This is a genomic window from Pseudomonas sp. 22072 (assembly GCF_052046095.1).
GTDB classification, from domain to species: domain Bacteria; phylum Pseudomonadota; class Gammaproteobacteria; order Pseudomonadales; family Pseudomonadaceae; genus Aquipseudomonas; species Aquipseudomonas paracarnis.
The window spans coordinates 41,339-67,572 of sequence record NZ_JBQEQE010000017.1; the positions used below are offsets into that span (position 1 = coordinate 41,339).

The 26,234-nt window shown below is 58.9% G+C and carries 42 protein-coding genes; 2 read left to right on the plus strand and 40 right to left on the minus strand.

Translation table 11 applies throughout. The features are described from left to right. The first annotated feature begins 444 nt into the window (after nucleotides 1-444). Entirely contained in the window at nucleotides 445-696 is a 252-nt protein-coding gene (locus ACTJLA_RS18035; RefSeq protein ID WP_058411005.1) for a hypothetical protein, read from the plus strand. Nucleotides 697-845: 149 nt separating this feature from the next. Here ACTJLA_RS18035 and ACTJLA_RS18040 read toward each other — a convergent pair whose 3' ends face one another. From ACTJLA_RS18040 to ACTJLA_RS18105, 14 genes are read right to left on the minus strand one after another with little or no spacing between them, the layout of a single operon-like run. Next, nucleotides 846-1,610 carry a C40 family peptidase gene (locus ACTJLA_RS18040; RefSeq protein WP_280089487.1) on the minus strand — a complete coding sequence of 255 codons (765 nt, stop codon included), beginning with the start codon at nucleotides 1,608-1,610 and terminating at the stop codon, nucleotides 846-848. A 2-nt stretch (nucleotides 1,611-1,612) separates the two neighbouring features. Next, nucleotides 1,613-2,365: a phage minor tail protein L gene (locus tag ACTJLA_RS18045; protein ID WP_280089486.1), complete on the minus strand. Its 753-nt coding sequence runs from the start codon at nucleotides 2,363-2,365 to the stop codon at nucleotides 1,613-1,615. A gap of 9 nt (nucleotides 2,366-2,374) precedes the next feature. Then, a complete protein-coding gene (locus ACTJLA_RS18050) occupies nucleotides 2,375-2,713 on the minus strand; it encodes a phage tail protein (protein WP_280089485.1) in 339 nt (112 codons plus the stop codon). Further along, entirely contained in the window at nucleotides 2,713-5,766 is a 3,054-nt protein-coding gene (locus ACTJLA_RS18055) for a phage tail tape measure protein (RefSeq protein WP_440841791.1), read from the minus strand. Before ACTJLA_RS18055 ends, ACTJLA_RS18050 begins: the two co-directional genes overlap by 1 nt. A 27-nt stretch (nucleotides 5,767-5,793) precedes the next feature. After that, entirely contained in the window at nucleotides 5,794-6,099 is a 306-nt protein-coding gene (locus ACTJLA_RS18060) for a DUF1799 domain-containing protein (protein WP_073845212.1), read from the minus strand. A 17-nt stretch (nucleotides 6,100-6,116) separates the two neighbouring features. Next, the gene (locus ACTJLA_RS18065; RefSeq protein WP_198834525.1) at nucleotides 6,117-6,497 is read right to left on the minus strand and encodes a phage tail assembly chaperone; all 381 of its coding nucleotides are present in this window, start codon (nucleotides 6,495-6,497) and stop codon (nucleotides 6,117-6,119) included. A 9-nt stretch (nucleotides 6,498-6,506) separates the two neighbouring features. Further along, nucleotides 6,507-7,166, minus strand: coding sequence for a phage tail protein (locus ACTJLA_RS18070; RefSeq protein ID WP_440841794.1), 660 nt, complete (start codon nucleotides 7,164-7,166; stop codon nucleotides 6,507-6,509). 39 nt (nucleotides 7,167-7,205) lie between these two features. Continuing rightward, complete coding sequence (locus ACTJLA_RS18075) at nucleotides 7,206-7,634, minus strand: phage tail terminator-like protein (RefSeq protein WP_280089482.1); 429 nt, start codon at nucleotides 7,632-7,634, stop codon at nucleotides 7,206-7,208. Continuing rightward, entirely contained in the window at nucleotides 7,631-8,275 is a 645-nt protein-coding gene (locus tag ACTJLA_RS18080) for a hypothetical protein (RefSeq protein WP_440841796.1), read from the minus strand. The genes ACTJLA_RS18075 and ACTJLA_RS18080 overlap by 4 nt, the downstream gene beginning before the upstream one ends. A gap of 1 nt (nucleotide 8,276) precedes the next feature. Beyond that, nucleotides 8,277-8,669, minus strand: a complete 393-nt coding sequence (locus ACTJLA_RS18085) for a hypothetical protein (protein ID WP_280089480.1) — start codon at nucleotides 8,667-8,669, stop codon at nucleotides 8,277-8,279. A 2-nt stretch (nucleotides 8,670-8,671) separates the two neighbouring features. Further along, complete coding sequence (locus ACTJLA_RS18090; protein WP_280089479.1) at nucleotides 8,672-9,049, minus strand: hypothetical protein; 378 nt, start codon at nucleotides 9,047-9,049, stop codon at nucleotides 8,672-8,674. 10 nt (nucleotides 9,050-9,059) lie between these two features. Further along, the gene (locus tag ACTJLA_RS18095) at nucleotides 9,060-9,365 is read right to left on the minus strand and encodes a HeH/LEM domain-containing protein (RefSeq protein WP_440841797.1); all 306 of its coding nucleotides are present in this window, start codon (nucleotides 9,363-9,365) and stop codon (nucleotides 9,060-9,062) included. 55 nt (nucleotides 9,366-9,420) lie between these two features. After that, complete coding sequence (locus ACTJLA_RS18100; RefSeq protein WP_012724055.1) at nucleotides 9,421-10,398, minus strand: major capsid protein; 978 nt, start codon at nucleotides 10,396-10,398, stop codon at nucleotides 9,421-9,423. 3 nt (nucleotides 10,399-10,401) lie between these two features. Next, nucleotides 10,402-11,139 (minus strand): hypothetical protein, encoded by a 738-nt coding sequence (locus ACTJLA_RS18105; RefSeq protein ID WP_280089493.1) that lies wholly within the window; start codon nucleotides 11,137-11,139, stop codon nucleotides 10,402-10,404. A gap of 122 nt (nucleotides 11,140-11,261) precedes the next feature. Here ACTJLA_RS18105 and ACTJLA_RS18110 point away from each other — a divergent pair, with 122 nt between their 5' ends. Then, on the plus strand, nucleotides 11,262-11,753 hold the full coding sequence (locus ACTJLA_RS18110) for a hypothetical protein (protein WP_186751122.1): 492 nt from the start codon (nucleotides 11,262-11,264) through the stop codon (nucleotides 11,751-11,753). Here the strand turns inward: ACTJLA_RS18110 and ACTJLA_RS18115 are convergent. From ACTJLA_RS18115 to ACTJLA_RS18240, 26 genes are all read right to left on the minus strand, one after another. Then, complete coding sequence (locus tag ACTJLA_RS18115; RefSeq protein WP_440841798.1) at nucleotides 11,725-12,222, minus strand: DnaT-like ssDNA-binding protein; 498 nt, start codon at nucleotides 12,220-12,222, stop codon at nucleotides 11,725-11,727. The genes ACTJLA_RS18110 and ACTJLA_RS18115 overlap by 29 nt on opposite strands. 8 nt (nucleotides 12,223-12,230) lie before the next feature. Further along, entirely contained in the window at nucleotides 12,231-13,343 is a 1,113-nt protein-coding gene (locus ACTJLA_RS18120; RefSeq protein ID WP_440841799.1) for a minor capsid protein, read from the minus strand. Next, nucleotides 13,261-14,721 (minus strand): DUF4055 domain-containing protein, encoded by a 1,461-nt coding sequence (locus ACTJLA_RS18125; RefSeq protein ID WP_440841800.1) that lies wholly within the window; start codon nucleotides 14,719-14,721, stop codon nucleotides 13,261-13,263. Before ACTJLA_RS18125 ends, ACTJLA_RS18120 begins: the two co-directional genes overlap by 83 nt. After that, on the minus strand, nucleotides 14,721-16,058 hold the full coding sequence (locus tag ACTJLA_RS18130) for a terminase large subunit domain-containing protein (protein WP_280089474.1): 1,338 nt from the start codon (nucleotides 16,056-16,058) through the stop codon (nucleotides 14,721-14,723). The genes ACTJLA_RS18125 and ACTJLA_RS18130 overlap by 1 nt, the downstream gene beginning before the upstream one ends. Further along, entirely contained in the window at nucleotides 16,055-16,570 is a 516-nt protein-coding gene (locus ACTJLA_RS18135) for a DUF2280 domain-containing protein (protein ID WP_135196645.1), read from the minus strand. The genes ACTJLA_RS18130 and ACTJLA_RS18135 overlap by 4 nt, the downstream gene beginning before the upstream one ends. A gap of 31 nt (nucleotides 16,571-16,601) precedes the next feature. Next, on the minus strand, nucleotides 16,602-17,225 hold the full coding sequence (locus ACTJLA_RS18140) for a putative metallopeptidase (RefSeq protein ID WP_440841801.1): 624 nt from the start codon (nucleotides 17,223-17,225) through the stop codon (nucleotides 16,602-16,604). Between the two features lie 9 nt (nucleotides 17,226-17,234). Next, complete coding sequence (locus ACTJLA_RS18145) at nucleotides 17,235-17,486, minus strand: hypothetical protein (RefSeq protein WP_073842658.1); 252 nt, start codon at nucleotides 17,484-17,486, stop codon at nucleotides 17,235-17,237. Then, nucleotides 17,483-17,674 carry a hypothetical protein gene (locus ACTJLA_RS18150; RefSeq protein ID WP_198834540.1) on the minus strand — a complete coding sequence of 64 codons (192 nt, stop codon included), beginning with the start codon at nucleotides 17,672-17,674 and terminating at the stop codon, nucleotides 17,483-17,485. The genes ACTJLA_RS18145 and ACTJLA_RS18150 overlap by 4 nt, the downstream gene beginning before the upstream one ends. A 49-nt stretch (nucleotides 17,675-17,723) precedes the next feature. Next, complete coding sequence (locus ACTJLA_RS18155; protein WP_440841802.1) at nucleotides 17,724-18,020, minus strand: hypothetical protein; 297 nt, start codon at nucleotides 18,018-18,020, stop codon at nucleotides 17,724-17,726. Between the two features lie 49 nt (nucleotides 18,021-18,069). Continuing rightward, a complete protein-coding gene (locus tag ACTJLA_RS18160; RefSeq protein WP_440841803.1) occupies nucleotides 18,070-18,405 on the minus strand; it encodes a hypothetical protein in 336 nt (111 codons plus the stop codon). After that, nucleotides 18,402-18,740 carry a hypothetical protein gene (locus ACTJLA_RS18165; RefSeq protein WP_003175039.1) on the minus strand — a complete coding sequence of 113 codons (339 nt, stop codon included), beginning with the start codon at nucleotides 18,738-18,740 and terminating at the stop codon, nucleotides 18,402-18,404. Before ACTJLA_RS18165 ends, ACTJLA_RS18160 begins: the two co-directional genes overlap by 4 nt. Before the next feature lie 191 nt (nucleotides 18,741-18,931). Next, nucleotides 18,932-19,438 carry a hypothetical protein gene (locus ACTJLA_RS18170; protein WP_014717898.1) on the minus strand — a complete coding sequence of 169 codons (507 nt, stop codon included), beginning with the start codon at nucleotides 19,436-19,438 and terminating at the stop codon, nucleotides 18,932-18,934. Between the two features lie 9 nt (nucleotides 19,439-19,447). Continuing rightward, entirely contained in the window at nucleotides 19,448-19,633 is a 186-nt protein-coding gene (locus tag ACTJLA_RS18175) for a zinc finger domain-containing protein (RefSeq protein ID WP_080643478.1), read from the minus strand. 510 nt (nucleotides 19,634-20,143) lie between these two features. Continuing rightward, on the minus strand, nucleotides 20,144-20,689 hold the full coding sequence (locus ACTJLA_RS18180) for a hypothetical protein (RefSeq protein WP_440841804.1): 546 nt from the start codon (nucleotides 20,687-20,689) through the stop codon (nucleotides 20,144-20,146). Next, complete coding sequence (locus ACTJLA_RS18185) at nucleotides 20,686-21,264, minus strand: recombination protein NinG (protein ID WP_440841805.1); 579 nt, start codon at nucleotides 21,262-21,264, stop codon at nucleotides 20,686-20,688. The genes ACTJLA_RS18180 and ACTJLA_RS18185 overlap by 4 nt, the downstream gene beginning before the upstream one ends. Then, nucleotides 21,261-21,512, minus strand: coding sequence for a hypothetical protein (locus ACTJLA_RS18190; RefSeq protein ID WP_060765658.1), 252 nt, complete (start codon nucleotides 21,510-21,512; stop codon nucleotides 21,261-21,263). The genes ACTJLA_RS18185 and ACTJLA_RS18190 overlap by 4 nt, the downstream gene beginning before the upstream one ends. After that, nucleotides 21,512-21,928: a recombination protein NinB gene (locus tag ACTJLA_RS18195; RefSeq protein ID WP_440841806.1), complete on the minus strand. Its 417-nt coding sequence runs from the start codon at nucleotides 21,926-21,928 to the stop codon at nucleotides 21,512-21,514. Before ACTJLA_RS18195 ends, ACTJLA_RS18190 begins: the two co-directional genes overlap by 1 nt. Then, nucleotides 21,925-22,152 (minus strand): hypothetical protein, encoded by a 228-nt coding sequence (locus ACTJLA_RS18200; protein ID WP_440841807.1) that lies wholly within the window; start codon nucleotides 22,150-22,152, stop codon nucleotides 21,925-21,927. Before ACTJLA_RS18200 ends, ACTJLA_RS18195 begins: the two co-directional genes overlap by 4 nt. Beyond that, complete coding sequence (locus tag ACTJLA_RS18205; protein WP_440841808.1) at nucleotides 22,149-22,820, minus strand: hypothetical protein; 672 nt, start codon at nucleotides 22,818-22,820, stop codon at nucleotides 22,149-22,151. Before ACTJLA_RS18205 ends, ACTJLA_RS18200 begins: the two co-directional genes overlap by 4 nt. After that, nucleotides 22,817-23,194 carry a hypothetical protein gene (locus ACTJLA_RS18210; protein WP_280089465.1) on the minus strand — a complete coding sequence of 126 codons (378 nt, stop codon included), beginning with the start codon at nucleotides 23,192-23,194 and terminating at the stop codon, nucleotides 22,817-22,819. Before ACTJLA_RS18210 ends, ACTJLA_RS18205 begins: the two co-directional genes overlap by 4 nt. Continuing rightward, complete coding sequence (locus ACTJLA_RS18215) at nucleotides 23,191-23,493, minus strand: hypothetical protein (protein ID WP_280089464.1); 303 nt, start codon at nucleotides 23,491-23,493, stop codon at nucleotides 23,191-23,193. The genes ACTJLA_RS18210 and ACTJLA_RS18215 overlap by 4 nt, the downstream gene beginning before the upstream one ends. Beyond that, the gene (locus ACTJLA_RS18220) at nucleotides 23,490-23,678 is read right to left on the minus strand and encodes a DUF1382 family protein (protein ID WP_280089463.1); all 189 of its coding nucleotides are present in this window, start codon (nucleotides 23,676-23,678) and stop codon (nucleotides 23,490-23,492) included. Before ACTJLA_RS18220 ends, ACTJLA_RS18215 begins: the two co-directional genes overlap by 4 nt. Next, nucleotides 23,675-23,830, minus strand: a complete 156-nt coding sequence (locus ACTJLA_RS18225; RefSeq protein ID WP_280089462.1) for a hypothetical protein — start codon at nucleotides 23,828-23,830, stop codon at nucleotides 23,675-23,677. The genes ACTJLA_RS18220 and ACTJLA_RS18225 overlap by 4 nt, the downstream gene beginning before the upstream one ends. Continuing rightward, the gene (locus ACTJLA_RS18230; RefSeq protein ID WP_280089461.1) at nucleotides 23,830-24,636 is read right to left on the minus strand and encodes an ATP-binding protein; all 807 of its coding nucleotides are present in this window, start codon (nucleotides 24,634-24,636) and stop codon (nucleotides 23,830-23,832) included. Before ACTJLA_RS18230 ends, ACTJLA_RS18225 begins: the two co-directional genes overlap by 1 nt. Then, nucleotides 24,626-25,495, minus strand: a complete 870-nt coding sequence (locus ACTJLA_RS18235; protein WP_341802504.1) for a DnaT-like ssDNA-binding domain-containing protein — start codon at nucleotides 25,493-25,495, stop codon at nucleotides 24,626-24,628. The genes ACTJLA_RS18230 and ACTJLA_RS18235 overlap by 11 nt, the downstream gene beginning before the upstream one ends. Continuing rightward, nucleotides 25,492-26,229, minus strand: coding sequence for a phage antirepressor KilAC domain-containing protein (locus tag ACTJLA_RS18240; RefSeq protein WP_280089460.1), 738 nt, complete (start codon nucleotides 26,227-26,229; stop codon nucleotides 25,492-25,494). Before ACTJLA_RS18240 ends, ACTJLA_RS18235 begins: the two co-directional genes overlap by 4 nt. Nucleotides 26,230-26,234 lie beyond the last annotated feature (5 nt).

Consider the following 26,234-nt stretch of genomic DNA (forward strand, 5'->3'; position numbering starts at 1 on the left):
ATATGCGACCTGGCCAGGCATCCAGCGTGGATGGAATGCCAGTAACCGGTGAAGGGTTTGGCGTAGTAGCGTTGCGCCTCATTTCTAACCAAGGTAGGACGGAAAATGGCGTTATACATTCAGGAAACAGTCAAGTACCTCTCCAAAACGACACCGAGCGTTCTCGGCAGCGCTGCTTGGAGCACCGTGCATAAAATTGGGAGCATCGTACCGGTATCAGGTATTTATCGGTGTGAGGGTTGTGGTGACGAGATCACATCCAACAAGGGGACAGAGTTCCCTCCCCAGAACAAGCATCAGCACCCCGGATCAGCCACCACTATCGGGTGGCGATTGATCGTCGAAACCCAAACAAAAGGCTAAAGGACTTCCCCAGTCCTTCGCCTGCAAGCCCAAGGACTGGGATAGCGCCAATATCGGCGCGTTTATGACCTGGAGGTCAATGTGAGTAAAAACGAAAGTTTGGCAACCCCTAATGAGATTGGACTGCAACAATCAATTCTAGCTATAGCTCTGGCATTGAAGGCGTCGCCGGGGTTCAACAACGAAGCACTAAAGTTAGTCGCTCAGAAATTCATCTTGGAGCCGCCTGCAGCAATCAGTACGCCCGAAGCGCTCGTATCGTACCGCAGGACACTAGAAGCCTTGGCCAATGACCAAGAGCAGGCTCTGAAGTGGATTAATCAAAGCCTGTAACCGCGTTGAGAAAATGGCTCGACGATGATCCAAAAAATCGAATCGAGCCATCTGCCCCCAACTCCCAGCCTGCAACACCATCTTCAAAATTTTCAGATCTGACAGTCTCAGCAATATAAAACATAGCTATCTCCTGCGGCCATGCCGCGTCATGTTGGTTGTTTTGCGTCTTTGTGCCTGAGGATCAGGCGCGCACGGTCATGCCAGGGACCGCCGTAGACAATGATCTCGGACGGCCTACCGTAAAGGTGGTGCAGCATGAATGGCCCAGGGCCGAAGGTAGCGGAATCCTCACCAGGTAGAGCCGGATCAGTGCCCAGGTAGATGCCTGCGTGGTTTGGATGCGCCGTCCGGCCCACCTGCATAACGATCATGTCACCGCGCTGAGGGCTGTCTACGCGCACGAAGCCGGCAGCCTCATAATGCTGTTCGTAGAGACTGGCGTTTTCCGCGCTCTCCCACCAGCCGTCGACGCGCTGGAACGCTTCAAACTCAAGCCCCCACTCGCGCTGATACCATTCTGCGCAAACAGCCCAGCAGTCCCAAACCCCATGAACAAACGGACGCTTGAGCAGCGGCACGGCGCCAGACGGCGTGATCGTCCTGAAGTCTCCTTCGGGCCAGGAGAGAATGTGCCAGGGCAGCGCCGTGACCTCGCACATGGCCAGGTCGTGCGGTGACGGCCGGCTGGTGGCGTCTGGGTGGGAGTGGACGATGCCGATCACCTCGCCCAGGTCTTCCGCAGCGGCGTAGTCCTCTGGATCAAGCCTGAACTCTTCGTGAGGCTCCGTGGAGATGTTCTTACAGGGGAAGTACTTCTGCGCGCGGCCCATGGCAAGCAACAGACCGCAGCACTCTCTCGGGTACTCGGCGGCAGCGTGCGCCTGGATCGCCGCAACGATGTGCTTGCGCATGGTCAGCTCCGGGCAATCAGGGAAACGGCGGGGAATCCACCGAAGGAGAGTTCGTTGTTCTCGCCGAACCGCAACTTGCAGGACGACAGACAGCCCTTGCACTGGTCCAGGGCCGGGTCATCCGTTGGGTTGTCCTCGTCGTCGAACATCGCCGCACCTGTGTAGCCGCAGTCCGGCCCTCGGTAACCGTTGGTCATTGCCCAGTGGCAGAAGGTCGTCATCTGTCGCCCAGGCAGCCCGTGGTTATCGATCTCGCCTGGTGAGGACAACTCCCAGACCACCGCCTCGCCGTCTTCGCTGGTTTTCTGGTCGATGTACCAGATCTCCAGAGCCTCCTGAGTCGGATCTGCAGTTGGGTTACCGTCGGGGAAGTTCGCCGCATCCAGGTACTGCGCCAGCGTCTCGCGCACCGTCAGCTTGAACTTCAGCAGGTCCTCGAAAGCCAAACACAACGCGGTGACGCGACCATTGATGTTGCCGGCGGCAAACGTCGGTCGAGATGCCGTGCCGTCGCTACTGGAGCTTATGCCTTCTATCTGCACCGGCCAGGCCGCGTACTCGGCGCCCTGCCACCATATCGACTTCGCGGGCAAGCCCTCTTCCGAATGCTCGTAGGCAAGCAGCTCCTCGGGCGTATGCGGAATTGCGTGCCCGTGGAAGCGGAGGTAATCCGCGCCGTACTCGGTCCCGTCAATTTCGAACAGTCGAATTTCGCCGCCGGGCTCCAGCTTCTGGATGTCCGTGATCAGTGCCATGGGTAAGTCTCAGGGATGAAAGGTTTGTTCGAAGGTAGCGGTGATGGCGTAGACCTGGCCGCCGCGGTGCACTGGCTTGTAACCGTTGCACTTGTAGAGTCCAAGATCACCCAGGGGCGGCTCCCATAGGAAACCCCGCGCCCCTTTGTGCCGATCCAGGAACGCCATGATGTCTTTGATACGCGGCTTCAAGCCAGTGAAGGTCACCGGCCAGGATTGCGTCCGGTTGTTGATCCCGTCCTCGACAGACTGGGCGTACCCATCGCCGAACTGCTTGGTCCGGATGCGCTGGGTAATATCGCCCTCCGCGCCCTTCTCCGTCGCCCAAATGAATCGTTCGATTGCCATCAGCGCCCCTTGATTGCTTTGTTGATGACGCCGCCCTGGCCCATATCCTTGTTGCGCAGTTGCTGATACTTCTGCTCAACGAACGTGGCCAGTTCTTTGCCGAACAGGTCGTAGCCGGGCGCATCCGCAGAGGAAGACGCATTGCCGTGGCCGTCGATGTGCACTTCCACATTGATCTGTGTAGAGCCAGCACCGCCTCCTCCCATGGCCATAACACCAAGTTTGCCGCTCGAAGTACGGGTCAGAGGCATGATCGCCTCCGCCCCAGCCTCACCCATGACCCCGGTTTTGCCGTTGGCCATGCCGAACGCCGTAGGCTTTCTGACGATGGAGTTGGTGAAGGCGCCGCCGTCGGCGAACATCTGCACACCACCCACCCATGCACCACCCTTGGCCTGCGGAAAGTACGAGCCGGAATAGCCGCCTGCAGATGCACCAAGATTCGACGACGCGGCACCGGCAGATCCGGCCGCCAATCCATTGCCACCGGCGGCGCTTCCACCGAAGTAACTTGCCGCTGCGCCCACCAGACTTCCCAGCAATGCCGAACTGGCTTGACGTGTGGCAATGCGTGCCATGTCCGCCAGGATCGACTTGGTAAAATCAGCGAACGACGCTTTGCCTGATACGGCGAAGTTAACCAGCGAGTCTTCCATTGAGCTGAAAGCGTTGCCGAATAGGCTTTTCGTCTGGCCGGCTATGTTGCGCGCCGAGTCAAGGTAGTTATCCCAGGCAGCTGTCGCACCCTTCGTCCAGTCGCCCTGGGCGTTCTCTACATCCGCGTAGTTCTGCCGGATTTGGTCGGTAGCCGCCTTGTTTGCGTCTACGAGCGCTTGCGATTTCCGGGTGAACTCTTCCTCCGACATGTTCCGCGACGGGTCCGACTTCTGGTTGGCCAACTCCAGCGACTGCTGAGCAAACCGGTCTTGCTGGCTGTTCAGCTCACCACTGAGTGCGTTCTGGCGATCGCCCTGCCCAACGCCGATAACTGCACGTTGGCCGGCAAGCTCCAGGGCGCGCTGTTGTTGCCCGAGCGCCTGCACATATGTGCTGATCGCCCGCTCCTGCTTGGCGAGTCGCCCAGTCTCGTTGGTCGCCAACACCTCAAGCTGGCTGTCGGCATCCTTTTGGGCTTTGACCATGCCTGCGCGTGCGTCGGCGATCTTCTGGTCCAGCTGGATGCTTTGCGCGGCCGATGTGGTCTTCTTGCCCTTGACGGCTTCCAGTGCGGTGATCTCGGCCTCGTATGCTGCCGTTACCTGGTCGCGTTCGTTGCCGATGAGAGCTTGGCGCCGCAGAAGATAGTCACCCTCGGAAAGCAGGCCGGCCTTTTGTGCCGCTTCCAGTTCCTTTTGGTAGTTTTTGTAGTCAGCCGAGATGGACGCAAGGTTGTTCTTGGCATCGTTGAAGCTGGTCAGATCTACCTGCGTTCCGGCAGTCTTCGAATCTTTGAACTGGTCGTTGATGTTCGCCAGGTTCTTATCGATCGTTGCCTGATTCAGGCGCGGGTCATTCGGCGCAACCTTGCGGATGTTTTCGAGCTGCCGCTTGTAGTCCTTGATCGCCTCTGTGCGCTTTTGCTCATTCGTCCATGCAGATTTAGTCAGCGCGTCGATTTTCGTCATGGACGAAACAGCGTCGCTCTGCGCTTTTGCCTGCTCACCTTCAAACTTGGCGATATCTGCCTGAGCGGCTTTTTCATCCTCCAGCATGTTCAGGCGGTTCTGCCGGAACTCGATCATCTCTTTTTGGTTTTGGAACAGACCAATATTGCCCTTCTGGGCATCGTCCAGATCGCGGCGGGCCTGCTCTATATCTGCACCAATATCAGGTCGCCCGATATTCTTGATGCCATCTGCAGCATGAGCTACAGCGTTGTATGCCTTTTCCCAGAGGCTGAGGTTTGCCAGAATCTTCGGCGTGCGCTCGTTGATGGCATCGGCGTAAGTCTCCGTCGCCAGCTTCACGGCGCCCGCGTGACTGCCTTGTTGTTCCAGTGCTGCAATCTGCGAATAAACCGAGGCAGTCAGGTAATGGTATTGCTCATTCAGCGCGGCGGATGCCTTGACCGGATCGTCAGCCAGTTTGGAGAACTCAGCGACCGTTTCGCTTACGGCCTTGCCGGTGGCCTCCTGCATCGACACGGCGGCGTGGGTGATACCTGAGAAACTCTCGCCAGCGATCTTGCCGTTGTCAGCCAGCAGGGCCAGCACCGCCGCAGCCTGCCCGGTAGTGCCTACCGTCGCGCTCACTTGGCGCGCCATATCGCCCAACTGCCCGGCACTCACACCAGCATAGTTTCCGGTGAGGATCAGCGACTTGTTGTAGCTGTCTTGTTCTTCACTACCTTTGTGGTACGCGTAAGCAAGGCCGCCCACGGCGGCAGTGGCCAAGGCAAGCGGAGCCAGTATGGCAAGGAGCCCCGCAGCCCCCGCACCGGCGCCAGCCCCCAACTGAGCAACGGCACGAACACCGCTACCCCAGTCGCCGGACGACAGCGCGTTACCCAGTTGAACGACGTTTTCCTGGGCTTGGCGGGTGCCGAGCCGCAGCTTGTCGAAGCCGTTTGTAGTCTTTTCGAGCTTTGCGTAATCCTTATCGATCTTGCCCAGGGCGCTGTTGTACTGATCCTGGCTGATCCGACCCTCGTCGAGGTGCTTGCCCAGCTGCTCTACCTGGGTATCGAGCTTGACGAGTGCCGCGCGCGCTGGATCAATCGCCCCCAGCAGGCTGTTCAGCGCCTTCTGTTCATCCATCGCAGACTTGGTCAGCGCCACCTGCTGCTTGTCGAGCTGCGCGGAGATCTTCGCGGCTTCGGACTCGCCATAGGCGCCGGTCTTGGTCAGTTTGGCGAGCGCGTCACGCTGCTTTGCCAGGTCCTGCGTGGTTTTGGCGTTGGTAGAAAGCGATTTCTCCAGCGCCTGCATTTCGTTCATCAGCGAAACAGCGGACTGCTCGGCCCGGCCGCCGGCCTTCGCCATTTCATCAAAGCTCGTTTTCGCCTGGATTGCATCGGCCGAGTCGATCTTGACGCCGAGTTCTGCAATGTTCATCGACTCACCTTGAATAAGTGCCCGTGGTTACGGGCTGTTTTCCCTTTCCTCCGCCATAACGCGCAGGGCTTCGCCTTCCAGGACTTGAAGGTCAGGGAAGATTTCAGCGAGTTTCTTTTTCTTGATGCCGAGGAACCCGGCTACGTCGCGGATGCTGCTGTAGTCGAGACCGATAACGCCGCTAGAGCCTGCTCGCCACTGAGTGGACATGCGGTTGAACAAGAGGAAGGACGGCCAGTTGCAGGGCCAGACTTCGACCTCTTCCTCATCGAGGTCGGCAGCCGTCAGCCCGAGAGCAGCCAACTGCTCAGCAGATTGGCCGCTTGCGTACATAGCGCTGGCTGCCGCCTTCAGTTTCCCAGGCGAGCCTGACTGAACGCGCCCTGATAAGCGTTAACAACCGCTTCGGCGGTGCCGTAACAGGACTTAACAAGGGCGTTGATGCTTTTGTCGTCGAACTTGTCATCGAAACCCCAACCAACAACTAGATCCTTGATCTGCTGCACCTGAAGCTCGGTCTCGGCCGCGACGACATCGGACAGTGTGGTCGCCTCACCGAAGCTCGCGCGCATCTCCTTTCCCTTTGCACTCCAATCATCGAACAGGGCTGCAAGCCCTGGGCGATCCCGATACTTGAAGGTGAACTCGATTTTCTCGGGCTCTTCCCCAACAATTGGAATCAGCACGAATGCCTTGAATGTAGGGCTCTGGGCGATCCTGATTTTTGCCATGGGAACTCCTTATGCGCCAGCCAAGTAGCGGAGCGAGCGAGCAGAAAGCCCGATGCTGATGGTGCGCGTCATTACGTTATTTCGCTCCATGGTCGGATCCGGAGTGATACTCACGTAGCCGGGGTAGAGGATCTGATCGCCGTTACGCAGCTTCATGCGAACAACTGCCAGCTCCTTGGTGTCGTCGTAGCCCTCGACAGTCTCCACGTACTGGGCCGTTGGCTGGTCCTCCACCACGATGGTGAGGGTGGTGGGGTTACGGTTGGTTGGGAACTGCTTGTCGTCGTCATCTTCCAGGTAGCCGACAGTTTGATACTGCTGCTCGCCGCCGGAGGATGTGAACGATGTGACCTTCGAGATTTGCGTCCAGCCGGACACCGGGATCACCGAGCCAGCGCCTGCGCCCACGGTGTACTTGTCGACATTGGCGGTATTGAGACCAGCCAAAGCAAAAGCGTCCGCAGTAATGCCGGAAGCTTTTACAGCGCGGTCATTGATGAGTGCCCAGCCAGAATTGATCAGCAGGACGTCGCCGTTTTCAATACTGTGCCCTACAGAGGCGGCGACAGGTGGCTTCGCATTTGTCAGGGCGGTGAACGGTACAGCAGATCCCAAAACGCTGGCGATCTCCAGCACAGCGCCGTTCGGCAGCGGGAAGCGTGCGGCCATGATGTGTTTCCTCTTAAATGCCCGCCTGATGGCGGTAGGTTATGCCCCAGCGGGCGGTTGGTCTGCGACACCCAGATAGGTGAAGCTGGCCGGGACCGTGTAGGTCGCCGACTCTGTGATAGTTGGCCCCTGATCTACTGGCTCAATGATCAGTCCCTCGAAACCGTTGCGGGTCATAGGCGTGTCAACGCGGAATAGACGGGTCAGCTCATCAATAAGCGTCTCGGCGGTGGCCATGGCCTGGGCGGAGGGGCAGACGATGCTGATCTGATAAACACCGGCGTACTCGTAAGCCTCCCCGCCGAGATAGCGGCAGGTGGTGCTGGCCGGCAGCTGGTAGGCTCGCAGGTACGTTTCAGAGGCACTTGGTGTAAAAGGCTGGTTTGCGTAGGCCACTCGTATCGGGCGCGCAGCCGCCCATGCGGCCAGCTTCGTTTCGATGGCCTGACGGGCGCGTGCGTGACTCATACCTGATTGTTCCTGATGGCCTCCAGCACGATCTGCTGAAAGCGAGCCACTGTTACCCGGACCATCCCGCCAGGGGCCTGGGTGGAATGGCCGAACTCCAGCGGGATCGCATAGGGCAAGTTGTTAACGATGAAAGCTGTCTGCCCGGCCTTGAACTCAATAGCGCCCGCCACAAGCCTTGCGGTTGCTTCGGTTCCTGTCGGGTCTGGGTGAATGCGGAAGCTGTTGTCGACAGAGCCGATGGAGAAATTCCAGTTCGCCCGAAAGCGCCCGCCAACATAGTCCCGGCCAGTCACCAAGCCATTCACGCTGAAGTTCTGGTCGCGCTCGGTCTTCGTTAGCGGTTTGGCATATTTCACGCCGCGCTTGAGGTTGCCAGCCTTCGTGAAATTCGATTCGTTCAGGTTGATGAGCGTATTTCGTACAGCGACTTTGAAGTCGTAGTCATCGGCAGCGCGGGAGTTGGCCTCTCGATGAGCAACGTTGGCAGCCCATATCTCAGGGTTGCCCACCGGTGACATGCGGATGATGCTGCTGCCGATCTCGATGATGATCTCGCGCAGGCTCGCGTCGATTGCCTCGCTGGTCTGGGCGGCGAACTCGGCCAGGCTAAGGGCGAAGCTTCCGGATTGAGTCGCCATGTCACTTCCTCAGCTGCGCCGTCCACGTTGCATCAGCCGGATCGGCGGATACGTTCATAACCCGCAGCCCGTTGACGATATCGCCAATAGCCGGGGCAGCCGGTACCATCGTTGGAACGCCGGCCTCCGACACGAAAAGCTCGTTTTGCAGCACCAGCAGCTTCTTGTCGGTCGTCTGGATGAGGGAGCCGTCTATCTCCTTGGACAGGTAGCTGCCCAGGACACCGCGCCCCACGTACGTGACGGTGGTCTCGGGCGTTTCGCCGCCCAGGTCGGGGTCATACTCGCCCGCAACCTTGCGTATGCCTGTCACCGGATTTACCGCATCGGCCAGGCCATCAGGATCGTCGAACGACTCAGCCAATTCGGCCTGGATATCTTCGCGCATGCCCATGATCAGATCCTTTTCAGCATCATCACGCCGGAGCGCTTAATCCAAGGTGCCAGCAGCGCCAGGGCGAAGTTGACGCCCGCCGACTGATCGGTAGAGCCCGCCACGTAGGTTTTGCTCACCGATGTGCCGGGCTGAGCCGATACCGTCTTGCTCTGCACTTCCTTCTGCGTTGCTGTGTACAGCTTGCCCGCCGCCGCCTCTTTGGCAACCTGGGCGCCGGCCGTTTTGATCTCGGCAGGAACCGGATCGGGAACAGCCCGCTTAATCTTGGCCGTGAGCCAGGCGTTGGCCATGGTCACAGCAAGGACCGGATCACCGGTGCCGGCCCAGTCAGGACCGAGCTGGGCGTCAACATCGGCAACGGTGATGAAGTCGGTCATGTGCTTGTCCTTATTCCGCTGGCACCAAGGCCTGCAGGTCTTCTTTCTTGGCGGACGGGTCGAACGCAATGCCCTTCCCGGTAAGCCATTCTTTCAGCTCGGGGACCTTCATTTTCAGAGGGCCGGTTTCCGGGGCTTCCTGCTCCTTGCCGTCAGACACCTTGATGCCGGCGGCCTGGTAAGCATCGAAGATATCCGGCGCATCACCATCAACAACCACCTCAGTGGCGGAGCCGATGACGCCGAAAAACTCGCTCAGCAGGCGGTAGCACACGCCGCGCTCTTTGCCCGGCTTGTCCGTGTAGATCACTTTCATAAGTCACCTCAAAAGCATCCCGGCGCCATACGGGCGCCAGGCTGTGTGGGCCGAATTACGGCGTGGTGGTACCGCTGATCACGGCGGCGAACGGAACCTGCTTGCGGCTGAACACGCGCTGCCAGTTCGCAGCGGCGGCGTACTGAGTCGCGGTTGGGCTGAGGTTCTGAGCCTCGGAGCCCTTCCAGCTGAAGCCGGCAGGCTGGAGGATGTAAGTCTTCCGCTCCCACAGCACTTCGGCACCGCCGCCGTTACCGCCGCCCGGCTTACGCTCCAGCTCTACTGGTACCTTCGGAGTGCCTTCGCCGTAACCGAAGGCGCCTTGGCCGAAGAACACCGACAAGTACTTGCCAGCGCCATACACCAGAGCGTCGTCCATGAAGACTGGCTTGCCGAGATAGGTGGCCAGGATGATCTTGCCGTCGGAATCACGTAGGTACTCGATGAGGTCCTGCTTGACCATCTGGTTCATCACCACCGAGTGCACGCCGATCGCGCCGAACTGGTCAGCGGCATCGCCGGCGGTGAACGCAGCATCCTGGAAGGCGTTCGCACTGATGGTCGCGCCCGCGTCGATGACCATGTCACCGCCGTTGTTCGCGATGTTCGAGGCGATGATGCCGCGAGCCGCGCCCAAGGTGTAACGCTGCCACTGGCGGGTCCAGTAGGTGCCGAAACGGTTGCGAATCTGCTGCTGGGGCTCACTGTTCGCCAGCTCAGCGGTCAGGTCAGTGACGCCATAGCCTTTGTTGAGGTACAGGACGCGGGCACGCATGCTGTCCTGGGTAACCTTGCCGACTTCGCCCTGGTCGTTCGGGTCATCGTTGCTGATGTTAGGGGCTTCATCAGCGTTGAGATCCTGCCAGTAGCTGATTTCGGCGGTGCCCTGGCTGCCAGATGCGATCGCATCCAGCACTGGCGAGCGAGTCACGATGCCCGACTCATATACAGCGGTCTTTTCCGGGCTGTTAACCGGCGCCAGCGAGGCGTAGTAGTCGCCGACGAAGATGTCGGTCAGTTGGGTAGTTGCCATGGATTAGGTTCCTTTGGTGGCCTGGATTTTCTTGAAGAGCTCAGGGTTGTCACGGGCAATCGAGGCGCGCTCGACCTCCGTGTATTCGCCCCACTTTTTCGTGGCCTTGCCACCGTTGTCGCCGGTCTGCCCGGCGCCCTGGGCCCTTGGCCACAGGTGTGTTGCTGTTTCACGCAGGGATTCCGCCCATTCGAGTGGCGACAGCGGGGTTTTCCCGTCCTTCCCGTAAACGACCTCGCCGTCACGGTCGGTGGCAATCGCCTCGCCGTCTTCACTGAGTTTGAAAGTGCCCCGGGCGCGCAGGATGATGTCCTCGGCGGCCTCTGGGAGCGCGCCGGCCTTGATGGCAGCAGCGCGGATGGAGTCGGCCAGCACCTTGTCGCTGTACTTGGCGGCAAATTGTTCGGCCTTATCGGCGCGGGCCTTCTCGGCGGCCAGCTTGGTGTCGTAGTCGGTGCGCAGGCGCTCTGTGCGGCGGGTGATGACCTCGTCCAGCTTGCCCTCGGCAATCAGCTTGGTCTCTTCGTCCTGTCCAACCTTGGTCAACAGCCCTTTTACGGCTGCGATGTCCAGGCCTTCGAACTGGCCCTTGAAGCCTTCCAGTTCTGTTTTAGTGGTCCGGAGCGAGCCAAGCAGCTCGGTGTTTTTGTTCTTGAGGCCCAGGGTCGCCGCCTCGACAGCTGCAGCAATGGCGGTCTGAACTGCCGGGTCTTCAAGATCAATCTGGTTTTCGTCTGCCACTTGGTGCACCCCTTGGGTTTGGTCGGCCCGCTTTGCAGGCATAAAAAAACCCCGGCATGGCCGAGGCTTGGAATTTTGCTAATGTTCGGTACTTGCTGATCACTCAACGATAGGAAGCGGTTATGAGCGAAGAACGGTATTCAATGTCGCAGGATGAATTCGTCAGAAGCTTCATCAACGGATGGATCGTCGATGCTCGAGACGGCGGGCTTATAGTCGGGCGTACTCACGAAGAAGGTCATATCCTCATGTTTCAGGGTACTGATGTTCTGGGAGAATTTGAGCATATGGGCTTTGTAGAGGGCGGCGAGTACATCATGAGTACTGACGCGACGGCGCATCATTACAGCCGACTCGAAGAAATCAACAGCGACAAGTCGCCATGCGACGCAGAGATTTACGTGACCGCCAGCAGCCAACTGATCAACACCAGGGCGGAGCCGCACGATAAGTTTTTGGTCATCCACAAACAGTTCATAATCAACAGAAATGCCACAAAGAGGCACTTTGATGAACTGGAAAGACTAAACAGACCTCATCGATATCATCGTGGCCGAATACTTGATGACGATGTAATTGCCGCCATTACTGAGCCTGGCTTCGTACGATACTGAGGCCGCGCATCACCAAATAATCGGCGAACTGCGTCCTGCTCGGCGCGTATGGCGGTGGCCGCATGCGAAAGCCTGGCGTATCGCGGTTGAGTCTTGTGCGCCGACCATTCAGCTCAGTGCAATGCGTCGGTTCTTCGATCTGAAAGCCCTGCTCGGCGGCGTGTAACTCAACCGCCAGCCGCACCTGACCCCACTCAAGCTCAAAGGGCACGAACGTCTCGGACAACGTCTGGCATTCGATCTTGCAATCGCGCCTGGGCCAGGCCATTGCCTGATCAGGATTGGCCTTGCGACCCTTCCACTGCCGACCGTTGATGTCACCAGCAGCGCGCAGCAGCAGCTCCACCTGCTCGGCCTCAGCCTCAGGTATCCGGAACCCGTAAAAGTCGCGGTAGAAGATCAGCTTCTCCAGTGGAACGAAGCTATTCGCGTCTGGCCTGCCCTTCCCGTCCTCAACGATGATCTGCATGTGCTATCTCAACCTGGTTGAGCGCCGAGTGTAACGCCTGCTCGGGTGAACATGTCAGGCTCTGCGTCCTTCAGCTGCGCCAGCGTCAGAGGTTTGAACGACTTGTCGAGTTGCAGCTTGGCGAACTTCTCCGGCGTCAGGCCACCATCACGGAACAACTTACCCCGGACAGGCCCGAGGGCATGATCCTGGAAGCTCGCCGGTTGCGTTGCCAGCCACTCGTAATAATTCAGGCCTGCGTCGACCTGGGTCCCGCCGTTATCGCCCACCGAGGCGCGGGTAGCGCCCTTAGCGAACATCTCCGAAAGCCTGGTGGTCGGCACCGTGGTTGACCGGCAGTTGATATGCGCCGGCGGCAACGGGCCTTTGCCTAAGTCGAAGCGCATCCCGTCCAGGCCCTTGCACTGCTGCGAGGTCTTGCGGTCGAGCGTCGATACCCAGCGATAGCCCAGCACCACGTCGCTATTGGCCTTAAGCGTCTCCATTCGCGCCGTCGTGGCCACATGCTGAATTGCCGTCTGCACCACGGCGGCAGCGTTGCGATTGCTGACCGCCAGTACGCCGTCCGTGAAGTTCTGCGCCGCGGTCCCGCGAATCGCCTGGATGATCTGGGCGTTGGTCTGGCCCTGGCCGAAGCCGAGCCGGATGGTGTTCGTGACGCGCATCGTCTCGGTCCGCGTCCAGCCGCTGACAAAGCTCTTCAGCAGCTTGCCGCCGTCGATGCCCTTTACCTGAAGCGGATAGGAGAACACCGCCGCACGGATGACCGTGTTGGTCGGCACCACCGCGTCGATGGACAGTGCATTGCTCAGGCTTTTGGCCTCAAAGCTCGACTCGTACAGCGCGATATCGACCAGATCGGCCTGCACCAGGTCGCCGTAGGCCTTGTAGATCTCCAGCAGCTTGCCGCCCACCCGGGCCAGGAACTGCTCAAGGCGGTCCCGGCTGTAGGTGGTCAGCTCCTTGCGGGTGAGTTGCTCCCGCACCAGCTTGTCGATCTGGCGCAAGTACTTCTCGAACTTCTTGACCTCGCCGGCCTTAAGCCGCTCCAGCATTACCGAGTGGCGGGTCGTCTGCTCCAGCAGTTGGCTGTCCGCCTGCGCCAGGCTTGTCGTTGGCATCGTCGTTGTCCAGGTTGATGCCGACCGACTCGCGCTCATCGCTGATCAGGTCGGCCTCTTCGTCATATGGGCGGTCCGGCAACTTGCCAGTGGTGAGGTACTGCCAGTAGGTGTCGGCGCTGATCGTGCCGGCCATCACACCCTTGAGTAGCTCGGCGAGCACCTGGGCGTCGACCACAGGGGTCACGAACTCAGGATTCACCTTGAACTTGACTTGCTTGGGGTCGTAGCCCTTCCACTCGGCGGCGTATCGCAGGCCCTGCTCTACAGCCTCTGCCACAGTGATGACGATGCTGTGCAGCGTGGCGTGCTGATCGTTCTGGCGTGTTTTACGCGCCTCACCCGACTCGGTGCCGGCGACATCCATGACCTTGGCGCCTGCCTCAAGCGCGGCGTTCTTCTGGTCATCCATGGCCTTGCGCACGGCTTCGATACCGGCGCCTTGGAATTCCAGGTAGCCGCACGCGCCATTCGGACCAAGGTCCCATGCCGCCGATGGGCCGGTGACGCTCAGCTCCACCGCCTCATCTAGGCCAGAAACCCATGGCTGCGGGTGGCTGGTCTGGTGCAGTGATGTGAAGTAGTCAGCGCTCAACTGGTATGACTTCAGCGCGGCCCGGGCCATGGTCAGCAGCGGCACCTCGTCGACGTCTGGCGAGTTGTCGGTCGAGCCGCAGTAGATCACCGGCAAGTACGACAGGCCTTTAACCAGGCGGTTGTCAGTTCCTGTTGTGCCCAGCGGCCTTTCGTCCTCGACCAGCTCACCGCCTTCATTCCGCACAGCGGTATAGCAGACCTCGTTGAGCATGAAGAACTCACGGAACACCGTGTCGCAGTCATGGCTGTATCGGTCTCCGCCCTTTTTGCGGAATTCCCGGAACACCGAAAGGACCAGGTCTTGCCGACCGCCTTGATCTGCGGTGTCCCAGTTGATGGCGTTGCGTGTGGCGTACGTCGAGAAGTACGGCTCGCCGCGGTCATCGATGTTCACCACCAGCGGCACCCGGCCGTGAGAAATGGCCTGGCGCACCATCCGGAAGAACAACTGTTTCAGGCCGAAGCCGTCAGATGTGGCGTTGTCCTCCAGCCCTTGCAGTCCGGCGGGCAGCTCGATCTCCGGAATCAACCGGGAGACCAGGCCCATCATCGACCGCAGCGAGTCGCGCACCCAGTGCTCGTACTGAGCCCGGTTCGTGTAGTTCTCGTAGAGGTACTTGTTGCCGGCTCCGTCAATCTTTTCTGCTTCGACCATGCCGCTTGGCTTGGGCAGATTGCGCTCATTGCGCTTCACGGCGCACTCACCCTCGAGCGCGTCGTCCATCATCTCCCACTCGGCGATGTGCGCGTCGTAGTCGGGGTTTGTCGATTGCACTGGCATCAGGCCAAGCCTCCAATTCGGCGTGTTCCGCCTGTGCGTTTGATGCACGGCCACTCAACGTCGATGCAATAGCCGATCGCTGTGGTGATGTGCTGGTAGTCGTTCTTCTGGTCTTCCTGGAAGGTCGAACCCATTTGAAGCTGGACCGTACTCAACCCCTTGTGGCACCAGGGAGCGGTGACCGGGTTGATGAACAAGCTGGTTTCGCCTGAGGCGGTCAGGATCTTCGCCCGAACGGCGTTCTGTCGGTCCTTGATGGATGGGTGCGCCGGCTTGACCTTGCGCGTGTACGTCCAGCCATTGGCCTTGAGCACACCCTCGATGTCGGTGTAGTCAGACGCGTGGCCGTGCTTCTCGCCAGCCTTGCCCGCGGGGTCGCCGTAGATCAGGACGTGCTTGTTCTTGTGATCCTTGAACTTGTCCACGAACTCAGCAGCTGATTGCTTCGAAACGGCGCTGATCAGCACGATCTCATCCAGCAGATAAAGGTCTTTGCCTTCGTTGCGCCGGACACCGATCGCAGATGACAGAGGCGTGAAGTTCTGGTCGTGCATCCACATCAGTTGCTCATGCGGCTCAATGGCTGCATTCGTGGTGTTCGCCTTGCTGTAGTCCTCGTAGATCCGGCCAGACGCCGTTTCGAACGATGCTTCAAATTCCTGCTTGAACTGCTTGGCAGACATGGCACGCTTCATTGCGTCCATTACGTCAGCCGGAAGAATCTCGGCCGACTTCCAATGGAACACCCGGAAGTTCGGGTCATTGCCCGACTCAGCCTGCGTGCAGAGGTCGTAATAGTGGTTTAGGCCGTCAGGCACACCGAGCAACCAGCACCAGGCGCGATAATCCGGCATGGTCGGGTTGACGGTATTCAGTGCTGGGAGAATGTTTGCCTCCCAAGCATCCGGCTTGATGTCGGCGAATTCGTCGATGCCGCCGCCAGTCCACGGGATACCCTCAATTCGCTGCGGCTTGTCCAGCCCGATGACGTGGATCTCGCTACCGTTGTCCAAGTAGATGATCAGGTCGGACTCGGAAGGCCTGCGACTGTGCATGCAGCAGAGCGTGAAAGCCTTGAGGTCATCCCAGAAGATTTTCTTCGCCTGGGCGTGGGTGGGTGCGGCGGCGAAGTACATACCCGTGTAGGCAGACGCCTGCTTCACAACGAAGCGTTTGAACCGCTCAGTCTTGCCACTACGGCGACCGGCCGGCACCAATGGGAAACGAATGCCTTCCGATACAGCTGCCACCAGGGCGAGCTGAACGGGGTGATCCTTCAGTGGGTACCAGCGGGACAGTTGGCGATCAAGCATCAGGTTGCCGGTGTTCGCGATCATGACGGCAGCCTCGCGATCAGGTCAGCCAGCAGCTGGGCGTTTGAGTTGCCGCCGCCCTTCTCTATCAACTTGAGCTCGGCCTTACGCTTCTCAATCTCAAGCCGTTTGATTTCTTCATCCAGCGACTTGTCAGGCTCAACGCGTCGATTGACGTATACGTCCCCGGTTTCCTTGGCTGCTTGCTCAATGATCTGAGTGGCAAGAGCCATGTTCTTCATTGTCTCTGCCTTTTCGGCCATGCGGCCCAAGGCTCGCAGCCGATACGCACGGTTCGCGATGGGTATCTCTGCGGTTTGCTCGCGGAAGCGCTTCCGGGTGTCATTGAACAAGGTCTGCCATTTGGCTGCCAGATGAGACCCGGCTCTCTTCGTTGGGTCGTGCTGCTCTACCTGCTGACGGGTCACATCAATATCAAATTCTTGCTTCACCGCTTGTGAGACCTGGCTCGGCGTGTCGAAACACGCCAAAGCCTGAACGATGAAGCTCTTCACCTCATTTTTCAGGGCTGCCATAAGTTAGATTCCGTCTCACGCCTGTCTTACATCAGGCCAACTTGAGCAGACAGGTTCCGCAGGCCCTCGCAATGTTCAATTTCCCCACCTCAGCAGGACTGTTTGCAGCATCCACCAACGCTTGAACGTAAGGGCTTGCACCATAGCGGCGGACGACACCGACGAACTCTTCGACGTCGTGTCCACGCATCTCAAGCTTCGGCGCCCCTTCCTTGGTGAAGGCAGGCTGGCCGTACTTATCGTTGGCATGGGCAATGTGGTAAAGCTCATGCTCCACCAGGGCGCAGAAGTCGGTATCGCAGCACTGGGCGCAGTAGTCCGCAGCCAAGGTGATGATGAAGGCCGGCACATCACCGAACCAATCACGCATCTGTTGCTCCATCCGGGCCTTCTGCCAGCCACCGGCGCGGAACGCTACCTGCTCGGCCTGCCCCAGGACTGTGCGGCCCTGCTTGGCGAAGCTCGACGACGCCCACATGACCTGGATGTCTGCATCCAGTAGATGGGCATGGTCTTCGTTATGGATGCTGCCCGTGTCGGCAAGGATCTGGGTTTGAAGCCACTCCCATACCTCGGGAGCGGGTGTCAGGCGGATGCAGAAGTCGGATAGCTCAGACAGATCCAGCAGTGACGCCGGTGGCATTGGCCTATCCATTGGTTGTCCTCAGTCGCCGGTGTCCAGCAGCACATCAATCAGCTTCTGCTCACCCAGGCGCATCGCACCGAGACATTGCAGGTCGTCGCACTTAGGGCCGAGACCGAACACGGTCACCTCTCCCTTCGCACCGATCAGGGTCAAGGCGCCTACAGTGCATTCGGGATGCTCGCCGGCATCAAGGTCATCGGCAATCTTGCGCAGGGTCTTGGCGGCATCGCGCCAGTCTTCCCGCTTGAACTCAAGAACCTTGACAGTCATTGCATCACCATCTGGTGCGTTTGTGCGTGGGCGTGGCCGTGGAGCAATCCAACGATCAGGCCCTGGGGCAGCCCGGCAGTCTTGGCGGCGTCCACTGCATCAGCAATGGCCTTGTCGAGGGCGCCTACCGCGGCGTTGATGTCTTGGCTCATCGGCAGTGCGTGGCGCAGGCGTGTGACATTGCTCATCTGCAAAACCTCGCGCCACGATTTGGCGCATTCGAAAACGTGGCGCGGATTAAGGTGCAAGCCGCAGTTGTTGGTCGAACAGCTCCCGGATTTCGCCAAGCCTGCCCATCACAACCGGCTCACCCTTCAAATGGATAAGGTGGGCCAGTTGGTGGACGATCCCCTCATCCGAAAGCACCTGGCTGGTCGGCAGCTCCTTAAACCAACAGACGAACACGGCGAAGTGCAGAGCCCCTGGCAGTTCCTTCAGGAAGCGCTTGTCAGTCATCTGAACGTATCGGGCGTGCTCTTCGCGTAGGTCTTGGTAGCTGGCTGAGTAGGTATGGTCGCCGAGGACGTAATCCATTCGGTCCGCCCTCAATAGATTGGCGCCGGCAGTACCGGGCGCGTTTGATTTAATCGGCTTTGCGCTTTAGCTCATCAGCACACGTCATGCAGTGTTCGCAGTTCAACGTCTTGCACAGCCAGGCCTTTACCGTCTGCCAGTAGGTGACCATGAAGATGTGGCGGGCACCGGCCATGGCCAGGGCGACATGCAGCGTCAGGCCAGCAGTGGTCGGGCCAAAGAAAATGTTCTGGCTGCGCACCGACACGACGAAGCCCGTGATGGCGATCGTGGTGTAGATCAGCTTCCCAAGGATGCCGTCCCTCACCTTCCCGCTCAATACGCACCAGGTTGCCCAGAAGGCGATCAGGCCGCAGGCGATGGAGTTGATCAGTTCAAGATTCATGGTGGATTGCCTCCCCCGAACCGCTGGCGAATAAGCGCCCAGAGGTCAGCGGCTTTGATGGCTCGGTTGATTGCTGCCAGGAGAGAGCCGCCAAACGTGCCTAGGAGAAAACCAATCCCGGCGACGATCTTGGGCTCAGTGACATTCAGGTAGGCGCTGACCATGCTCGTCAGGTACAGCGAGCAGGCCACCCCGGTGACCAGAAACACCATCCAGGCTCGCCAGTCGGACAAGTCGTCCTTGTGCCACCAGCTCGCAACAACGGCCCCAATCAGGCCCGCAATCAACAATTCGAACCTGTCGATCTTGTCGAGCAGGCGCTGTAGATACTCCATGCGCTCGACTCCGTGGGGCATGTTTGGGAATTGAATCGGCTCACACAGCACTCCTGGCTCGGAGCAATCGGTGTGGTGGAGCCGAAAACGAAAAGGCCCCAGCAAGTGCTGGGGCCTAAAAGGCACGCTGCATGGTCGCCGCTTATGCCTTGAGCCAAAGTTTATTTTCCTCGGCCACACGATGGCGAGCGTTAGAAAGTCCAGCTCCATACCGGGAAGCTAGGAAGAGGGCCCGTACCGTGGTCAGGATAGAAGACACCACGATTCGGAAGAGCTGCTGGAGTGAAGCCAAAACGAGCCCAGCGAGGAACCCCATCTACAACAACAACGTTGCCGTCATCTTGCACCTGCAGGTAAGCGCGATCCGCAGCCCCGTCAATCCAATCACCTATGGTTGCCCAGGTACGGCTACCTACACGGTCAACCAAAAAGGCAGAGCCTTGCATGTAGAAACAAGTGACCAAATTTGTATTTGGACGGTTGTCTACATACGTGTAGGGAACGCTGCTATCAGCCACCCAGATTGGAACGCCGTTATCGTAGAGTCGTAGATTTCCATCAGCCTCTAGGATCAGCTTGTATCGTTTGCTTGGAGATTCGAGATACTGCCCCGCCACCAGACAGTTACGCGGAGGTAGGATAGCGGTGCCATTATTGGCACTGTTAAAGAGGATAATACGAAAGCCACTACTAGCCATGTTATTCACCTATTGAGTCGAATGATTTGTCGCGGAGGATTCCGCTTTCATGTCGCTCAAAGGCGATTGCTCGAGGCTCGTGGCCTTCACATGATTCAACGTCCCGCATCGGGAACATTTGATCTGGAGCTCTGTAAACCCACCCGTACGGGCGAGAAGTCTTTTGCAGTTACCACACCTGAAATCTTTCAACATCTGCAAATTCCTTTTGCTGAATTACCCGTCCATTGGGCAATAAAAAGCCCGGCGCTTGACCGGGCTCTGTAATGTAACTTGCTCTCGCTGAATTCTACTTCGCGCCGCCGTTGTCGCGATCAGTCTGAGCATCTTGGTCAGATCCAGGGTTGCCAGGTGGAGGATTCCAATCCTCTGGCTTCTCACCGCCACCCTGCTTGGGATCCGACTCAGCTTGCTCAAGACCAGAGTCATGACCCTCGCCCGTCTCGGGCATATCCTCTTTTGGTCCAGGATATGGCGCTGCAGGACCGTTATTGTCATCCACCATAAATCACCTCCTGTCTGTAGCGCGGGGTTGCGCATATAACTGGGAGGGACTGACTAGACAGAAAGTGCTTCTGCCTCGACGAGCGGACGAAAAAAAGCCCCGTGCAGTGACGAGGCTTTCTATTGTCAATCCCTAACGCGCAAGATCGACAGGATGGGTAAATACTCTCTCACTTTCTCACTCAATGCAATGGCTATTTACTATGCCGCGCAAGTTTCTATCAACCCCTCGGCATCGAGCAGCTCTTGAGCGGAAGTCAGCGCCTCATTCACCTGGTCATCCAGTGTCTTGCGTATCGACGAGCGCCACCGATATCGGGTCGACTCTGGCTTTCCGTCATTGTCCCAATTGGTGATGTCGTACCATGCCGCTGGCAGCACCGCGGTGGAGCGTTTGCCGTCGGCGCCTGCTACCTGAGGAATAGCCCAGGTCAGCACGGCGCATTCCCGAAAGCGCTTCGGCGCTGGAGTCTTTACCGAATTCAGCAGTTCCAGAATGGCGCCGTGCTTGCGCTCTTCGTGAGTGGAGTACTTCGCTACCAGTGCGCGCCAGTGTGCAGGGGTGAGCGTTTTGTGCAGTCGGCCGAATACCCAGCAGTCTTGGAGAAACGCCGCCTCCTTGCCGACGATCTCCCCCTTCTGCTTGGCGCACTGCACCTTGGGTTCAAAGTCGCAGCCGCCGGCGGAACTGATGGTCTCGGCCGCAAGGGCTCGAACTACTGCTGAAACAACGTTGCGATAGGTCATGCGGCTTCCCCTTTTTTCAGCTCTTTGGTCTTTGCTCGGTATTCGGCGGTCATCGCCTTCAGCTCTTCCACAGTGTATTTCTTGGCCTCATGAGGGCCTTCAAGCCATGCCACCTTTTCCTCGCCAATTCTCTGTAGGAGCGAGATCCGGTAATTGATGAGGTTTCCCGAGAGGTGGTTATTGCACGGGGCGCACTGTTTCCAGGCGTTGAGCGGTTCAAACCTCAGCTCTGGGTTCGCTCCTACAGTGCGGTAATGGCCTGCGTGATACTGACCTTCATGGTGGCGGCCGCAGCTGATGCATGGCTGACCAGCATCACGCGCCCGTATCCATGCATTGAATGCCTGCTGCGTATCCTTGAGGTGATCCGCCCTGGTCTTCAGCTTCTCCTTGCGGACCTTGATGTCCCGGCGGCCGGCCTGGGCCAGCGACTTCTTCTCCTTCGCCTTCTGCACCTCTACGGTGGCCAGCGCACACTTAGGACTGCACACCGCCTGACCAAGGCGCTGTGGGACGAATGACCCCCTGCATGCTGGGTTGCGGCAGGTCTTTGGTTTGGGCTGTTTGGCGATCATCGGCGGTCACCTCGCTTCTCACGCATGTAGAAGTTCGCCACCACTTCGGCGAGGAAGCGGCAACCGAACTCAGACAGTCCGCTGGCAAACTCACTTGCGGCATCGGCCCGATTCGCATATTCGCCATCCAGGCGCTGGGCGACTGCACTGCAAAAACTTCCGATGTCTTCTGCGTCCATTTCCTTGACGATCTTGTCGACAGACAGGAAGACGCTTGTTTCTGTAGTGATTCCGATTCCTTCGCTCATCAGTAGCGCCCTCCCCAATTATCCTTCTGCGTCCACCGCACCTGGTGCTCGGTGCCGAAAGCAAAAACCCACTCGATCAACTCGCCGCACTGCTTCACGGTGAGCTTGCTTGTTCGTTCGTAAATCACGTCGAAGCCGTTCCCGTCTACCGCCGGTATCATCTGCGGCTGATCGCCCGACTCACGCAGCCAGGCAGCCGTCAGCAGGCGCTTCCAGATCAGGACGTCCCACTTCTTCCCGGCGTGCTCGACCTGGGCGGCGATGTCGGCCAGCGCCGCGTGCAGAGCCTTGTTCTGCTCCACGCTGCGGTCAACTTCGGTGATTGCCAGCTTCTTGGGCTTGGCCAGGTCCAGGCCGGCGATGTAGCCCATGGCCTTGTTGCGGTCTGATTCGTTGCGGATCTGGAGGCTGGTCATGGCTTAACCCCCGCCTTCTTGCTGACCTTGCCTTCCGCCTCAAGCTGGCGCATGGTCGCGCGCAGGGTCTTCAAGTCATAAATACGGATCAGCGCGCGAAGGCTCTTGTTGGCGACCGCAGCAAGCGCGCAACCGACAACGAAGAGCATCGACGTGATTAGTAGCACGGCGCTAACGATCATTGAGCCGTAGCCCAGCCACAACGCGATTGATTCCAGATTCATGATTGCTCTCCCTGGCCCAAGCCGGCGTAGGCTGTTGCGCGCGTTTTCGGGTATGGGAGGCCGCCGTGGTCGGTGTACACGCCGCAAATCACGCAGCCGGTGTATCCAATCGAAGGCTCATGGAAAGGTTTGAAGGGGTGGCGTGCATCACGCTCCTTGCGCAACTTCTCCACCTCAGCCTTCAGCTCAGCATTCACCCGCTCGTAGGCTTCGTAGCCGGTCTTGAGGCCGGCGACTTCGGCGCGGATTTGGTCGCGCTCGGCAGCCAGAGCTTCAAAGTCTTCCAGCGGACCAAGAACGCCATCCCCACCGCAGGTGCCGCACACATCCATGTCAGGCTCGGGTGGCTGGAAGTGACCTTGATAGGTGTCGTGACCGGAATAAATCTCGCCTTGCCCGCCGCAGTCTCGGCACACGCAAAGTCTGGCTTTTACACGATCGTTCTCGTCGATCAGGGCCAGGATCGTCTCTGGATTGGCGGCAAGCGCCAGATCCGCATAGTCCTTGTTCTGCGCCATGAACTCGGGGAAAGACCGGTTCTGATGAACGTCAAAGACGATGCCGTTGTCGTTGCGGATGTACAGGGCGCCGTGGCTGCGCATGAATCGAAGCGGCTGGTGCTGCTGGCACGCCTCGGCAATCGCTTTCAAATCGCGGGAATCATTCATTCGGCGAACTCCTTGAGCAGTTGGCGTGCGCCCATGACGGCGCCCTTGTCGCCAGATGTGCGGCTAATATCCTTGAGCCATTCCAGCATTCGGGTGTTCTGGGCTTTCAGGTCGATGACCATGCCAAGCAATGCGTCGCCGTCATCGTCCATGTCTGACTTGAGCGCTTCACCGATCGCGCCAAGGTCGCAGGCAGCGGCCAGAAGCATGCGTTTGTGGCTCTCAAGGTCCTTGATCAAGGCCAGAACCGTTTCCGGGCTAACCTCTTCGTGGAATTGCTGGAGCGCGCGGCTTTCTTCGTCCTCGTCCGCGAACTTGATTGTGTCTTGGGCGGCGTATGCGGCTGCCTTCTGGAGTTCGTCGTACTGGCTCATGGCTTCACCTTCACGCCAGCGGCTTCAATGGCTTCACGGCAGTCGCGAAGAATGAAATTGCATTCAGCGGCGCAGTGCTGCTCAAAGCTCGGTCGCCCATCGCCGCAATCACCAGGACCTGAGCCAAGCGGGTTTTCAGCTGGGAGCTCAATCACCAGGGCCTTACGGGACGCCTCCCATGCCCACTCAGCCGCCTTCAACATTTGGTGAGCGTCTGCATTGGCTGAAGCAGTAAGCCGCCCAAAGCCGAATTTCTCGCGGAACGCCGCCTCAAACTCTTCACGCATCTTGTCGGTCATGCCCGCTTCTCCCCTGCTTCTGCGATCAATGCCATGCGCTCAAAGCGCTCAGCGGCCTGGCTGGCGAGATTTGCCATGTCCGCCTCATCCACCACCGGCATGCACACGAAACGGATTCCGTGCTTGACCATGGTGTTCGCCATCTCAAGGGATTGGCGTAGCTGTGCTGGGCTTGCTCGTTTCATGGTTTCACCATCCGGCAGACCAGCTGCATGTCATTGAACTGAGCCTGGAACTGGCGAGCATCGTCTCGCTGGCTGAACGTGAATTGCAGGAGGATGAACATCACCCAGAAGCCGATACCGAAAACCCAGCACATCAATTTTTCGCTACTCATCAGAAACCCTCCTTCCCGCGCTGCGATTCCCACTCGAACGGAACGACGATCAAGCCGCCCTCCCGCAAACGGTCGACGCAACGGTCACCCATCGCCCGGGCAAGCTCGCCGGCGCCAAGGTTCGAGATGATCACCGTCGGTGCCTCGCGCTCGTACCGACCATTGATGATTGCGAACAGCGTCGTAAGCTCGAAGTCGCTCGGCTGTTCCTTGCTCACGCCGATCTCGTCCAGCACCAGCAGGTCGGGATTGATCAGACTGGACAGGATGTCCGACTCGGACAGTTCGCTCTTGCGGTCGAAGGTTGCCTTGATGGCCTGCAGGACGGCTCCGACAGTGCGGTACACCGCGGTGCGGGAGGTCTTGTGCAGTAGCTCGTTGGCCATGGCTACGCCGAGGTGTGTCTTGCCGGTACCGGGCTTGCCGATCAGAACCATGCAGCGCCCTACCTCGCGGATCTGGCCGAACGTGGCGACGTAGTGGCGGCAGAACTTCAGCGCCCGACGCTGCTCTTCGTGCTCGACCTGGTAGTTATCCAGTGTGCGGCTCAGGAAGCGCTTCGGGATCAGCGCGTCACCCAACTTCCGGGCCAGGGACAGGCGCAGCTCGTATGCCTTCTCGGCTTTGGCGCTTTCCTCACGCTCAATGGCAATAGCGCGAAGGCACTCAGGGCATCCGCCCTTCAGCTCCCGCCCGAGGATCACGGTAACCTTCTGGTCGAATTTGCCGTGCTTCTCGCAATCGGCCGGCTGGGTGCGGATTGGCAGCACACCATCCGGAACTGACACCGCTTTCTCAGAACGCATAGGTGCCGTCCTCCCGCTGGATCAAGCCTGCGGTGTAGTCGCGCTCAGCGAAGCCCGTGTGGCGAGATGGGGTCTCACGCTTCACGAACGGGCGGACGTTGCTGGCCCTGTTCTTGTCGTCCTTGACCCACTTCACCAGCAGGGAAACCCACTTGGATTGGGTTTGCAGCAGGCCGGTTGTTTCGTGGTGAGCGGTAAACGGGGCCACGGCCTCCTTGGTGAACAGGTCAGTCGAGACGCCGAAGTGGATGCAGTAGGTCTTCAGCAGATTGGCGTCAGGCATCCAATCCAGGGTCATCTCGACTGGGGCCTTTGGGTCAACAGGTGGCTCGCCCTCTTCCGGGGGAAGGTCTTCGAGATCATCGAAGCCTTCGAAGCTTGAGCCTGGAACTTCTTCGCCCGCGTTGTGAGAGTGGTGTTGATCCCTTCCATTCCCTTCCCCTTCCCTTCCGGGGGTGAGGGCTCGACTACCATTCGACGACTCCTCGTCGAGTACTCGGCTACCACTCGGCGAGCTTTCGTCAGGGCCTCCGATAAATGCCGGGTACTTGAAGGTGCGCTTATCGATTTTCTGGTGCCGCCAACCGCGCACATGCAGGTAGGTTTTGCCCTCGACTGAGTAAAGAGCAATCAGGTCGGATGATTTCAGCTCGCCCAGCAGGCCATCAACCGATTCAACGGTTATGTCGTCGCCAGGGAACACGAGGGCCTTAATGGTCCGCGGTGACAGCGGGTGATTGCCACCGTCGTCGCAGAAGTTCCAGATGCCAATGAATAGGAGGCGAGCCAGCGGCGTGCAGGACATCACCTGCTCACTCGACCAGAACTCGGGTTTTACTGTGCGGATGCGCGCCATCATTGGGCCTCCAGTTTGTACTGAGCCCATAGGCCGGCCACCCAGGTGACGCCCTTAGGAGTGAATTTGGTTTGATTGAAGGCGTGGCCGCTGTCGCTGGTGCCTGTCTTCACGTCGAAACGTCCGGCGTCGATGTGCCCGCTGTAGGCCTGCCACTCTCCGCCCATGCGGTACATGATCTTCTTATCGAGCAGGAACTCACGAAAGCGGGCTTCATTGGCCCCCAGCAGCTTGGCTGTCTGGCGGAAGCCCTTCAGTCCTGTGGACTCGACGTACTTGTCGACGAACTCGACTTTGGGCGCGGCGATGGCCAGGGCCTGATTGGCCCGCTGCTGCAACTCGAACTGCTCAGCCCATGCGCGTGCCGCGGCTGCTGGATTGGAAAAGTCAGGGAGTGTTGCGATAACGCGACCACCTTCAAGCTCGCGCCAACGTTTGATGACTGCCATGCGCATCGCGGCGCTGTATCCGGTAAGAAGGCAATCGGTATGCTCTCGATCAAGCAAATACTCCGTCTTCCGACGGTTCATAGTGTCCAGATAGATCCGTCCAAAACTGGACGCATCTTCTCCAAGCTCTCCGAGCATCTTTTCCACATCGCGCTTTACATGCTGATGTTGCTTGCCGGTCAACTTAGCGATTTCGCGCGATGACATAGTGCGCGCCACGTTTTCAGATTGCGAAAAACGTGGCGCGAGATTGTTGGGGGTATTGATCGATTCTGTGTGTTGGTGCATGATTC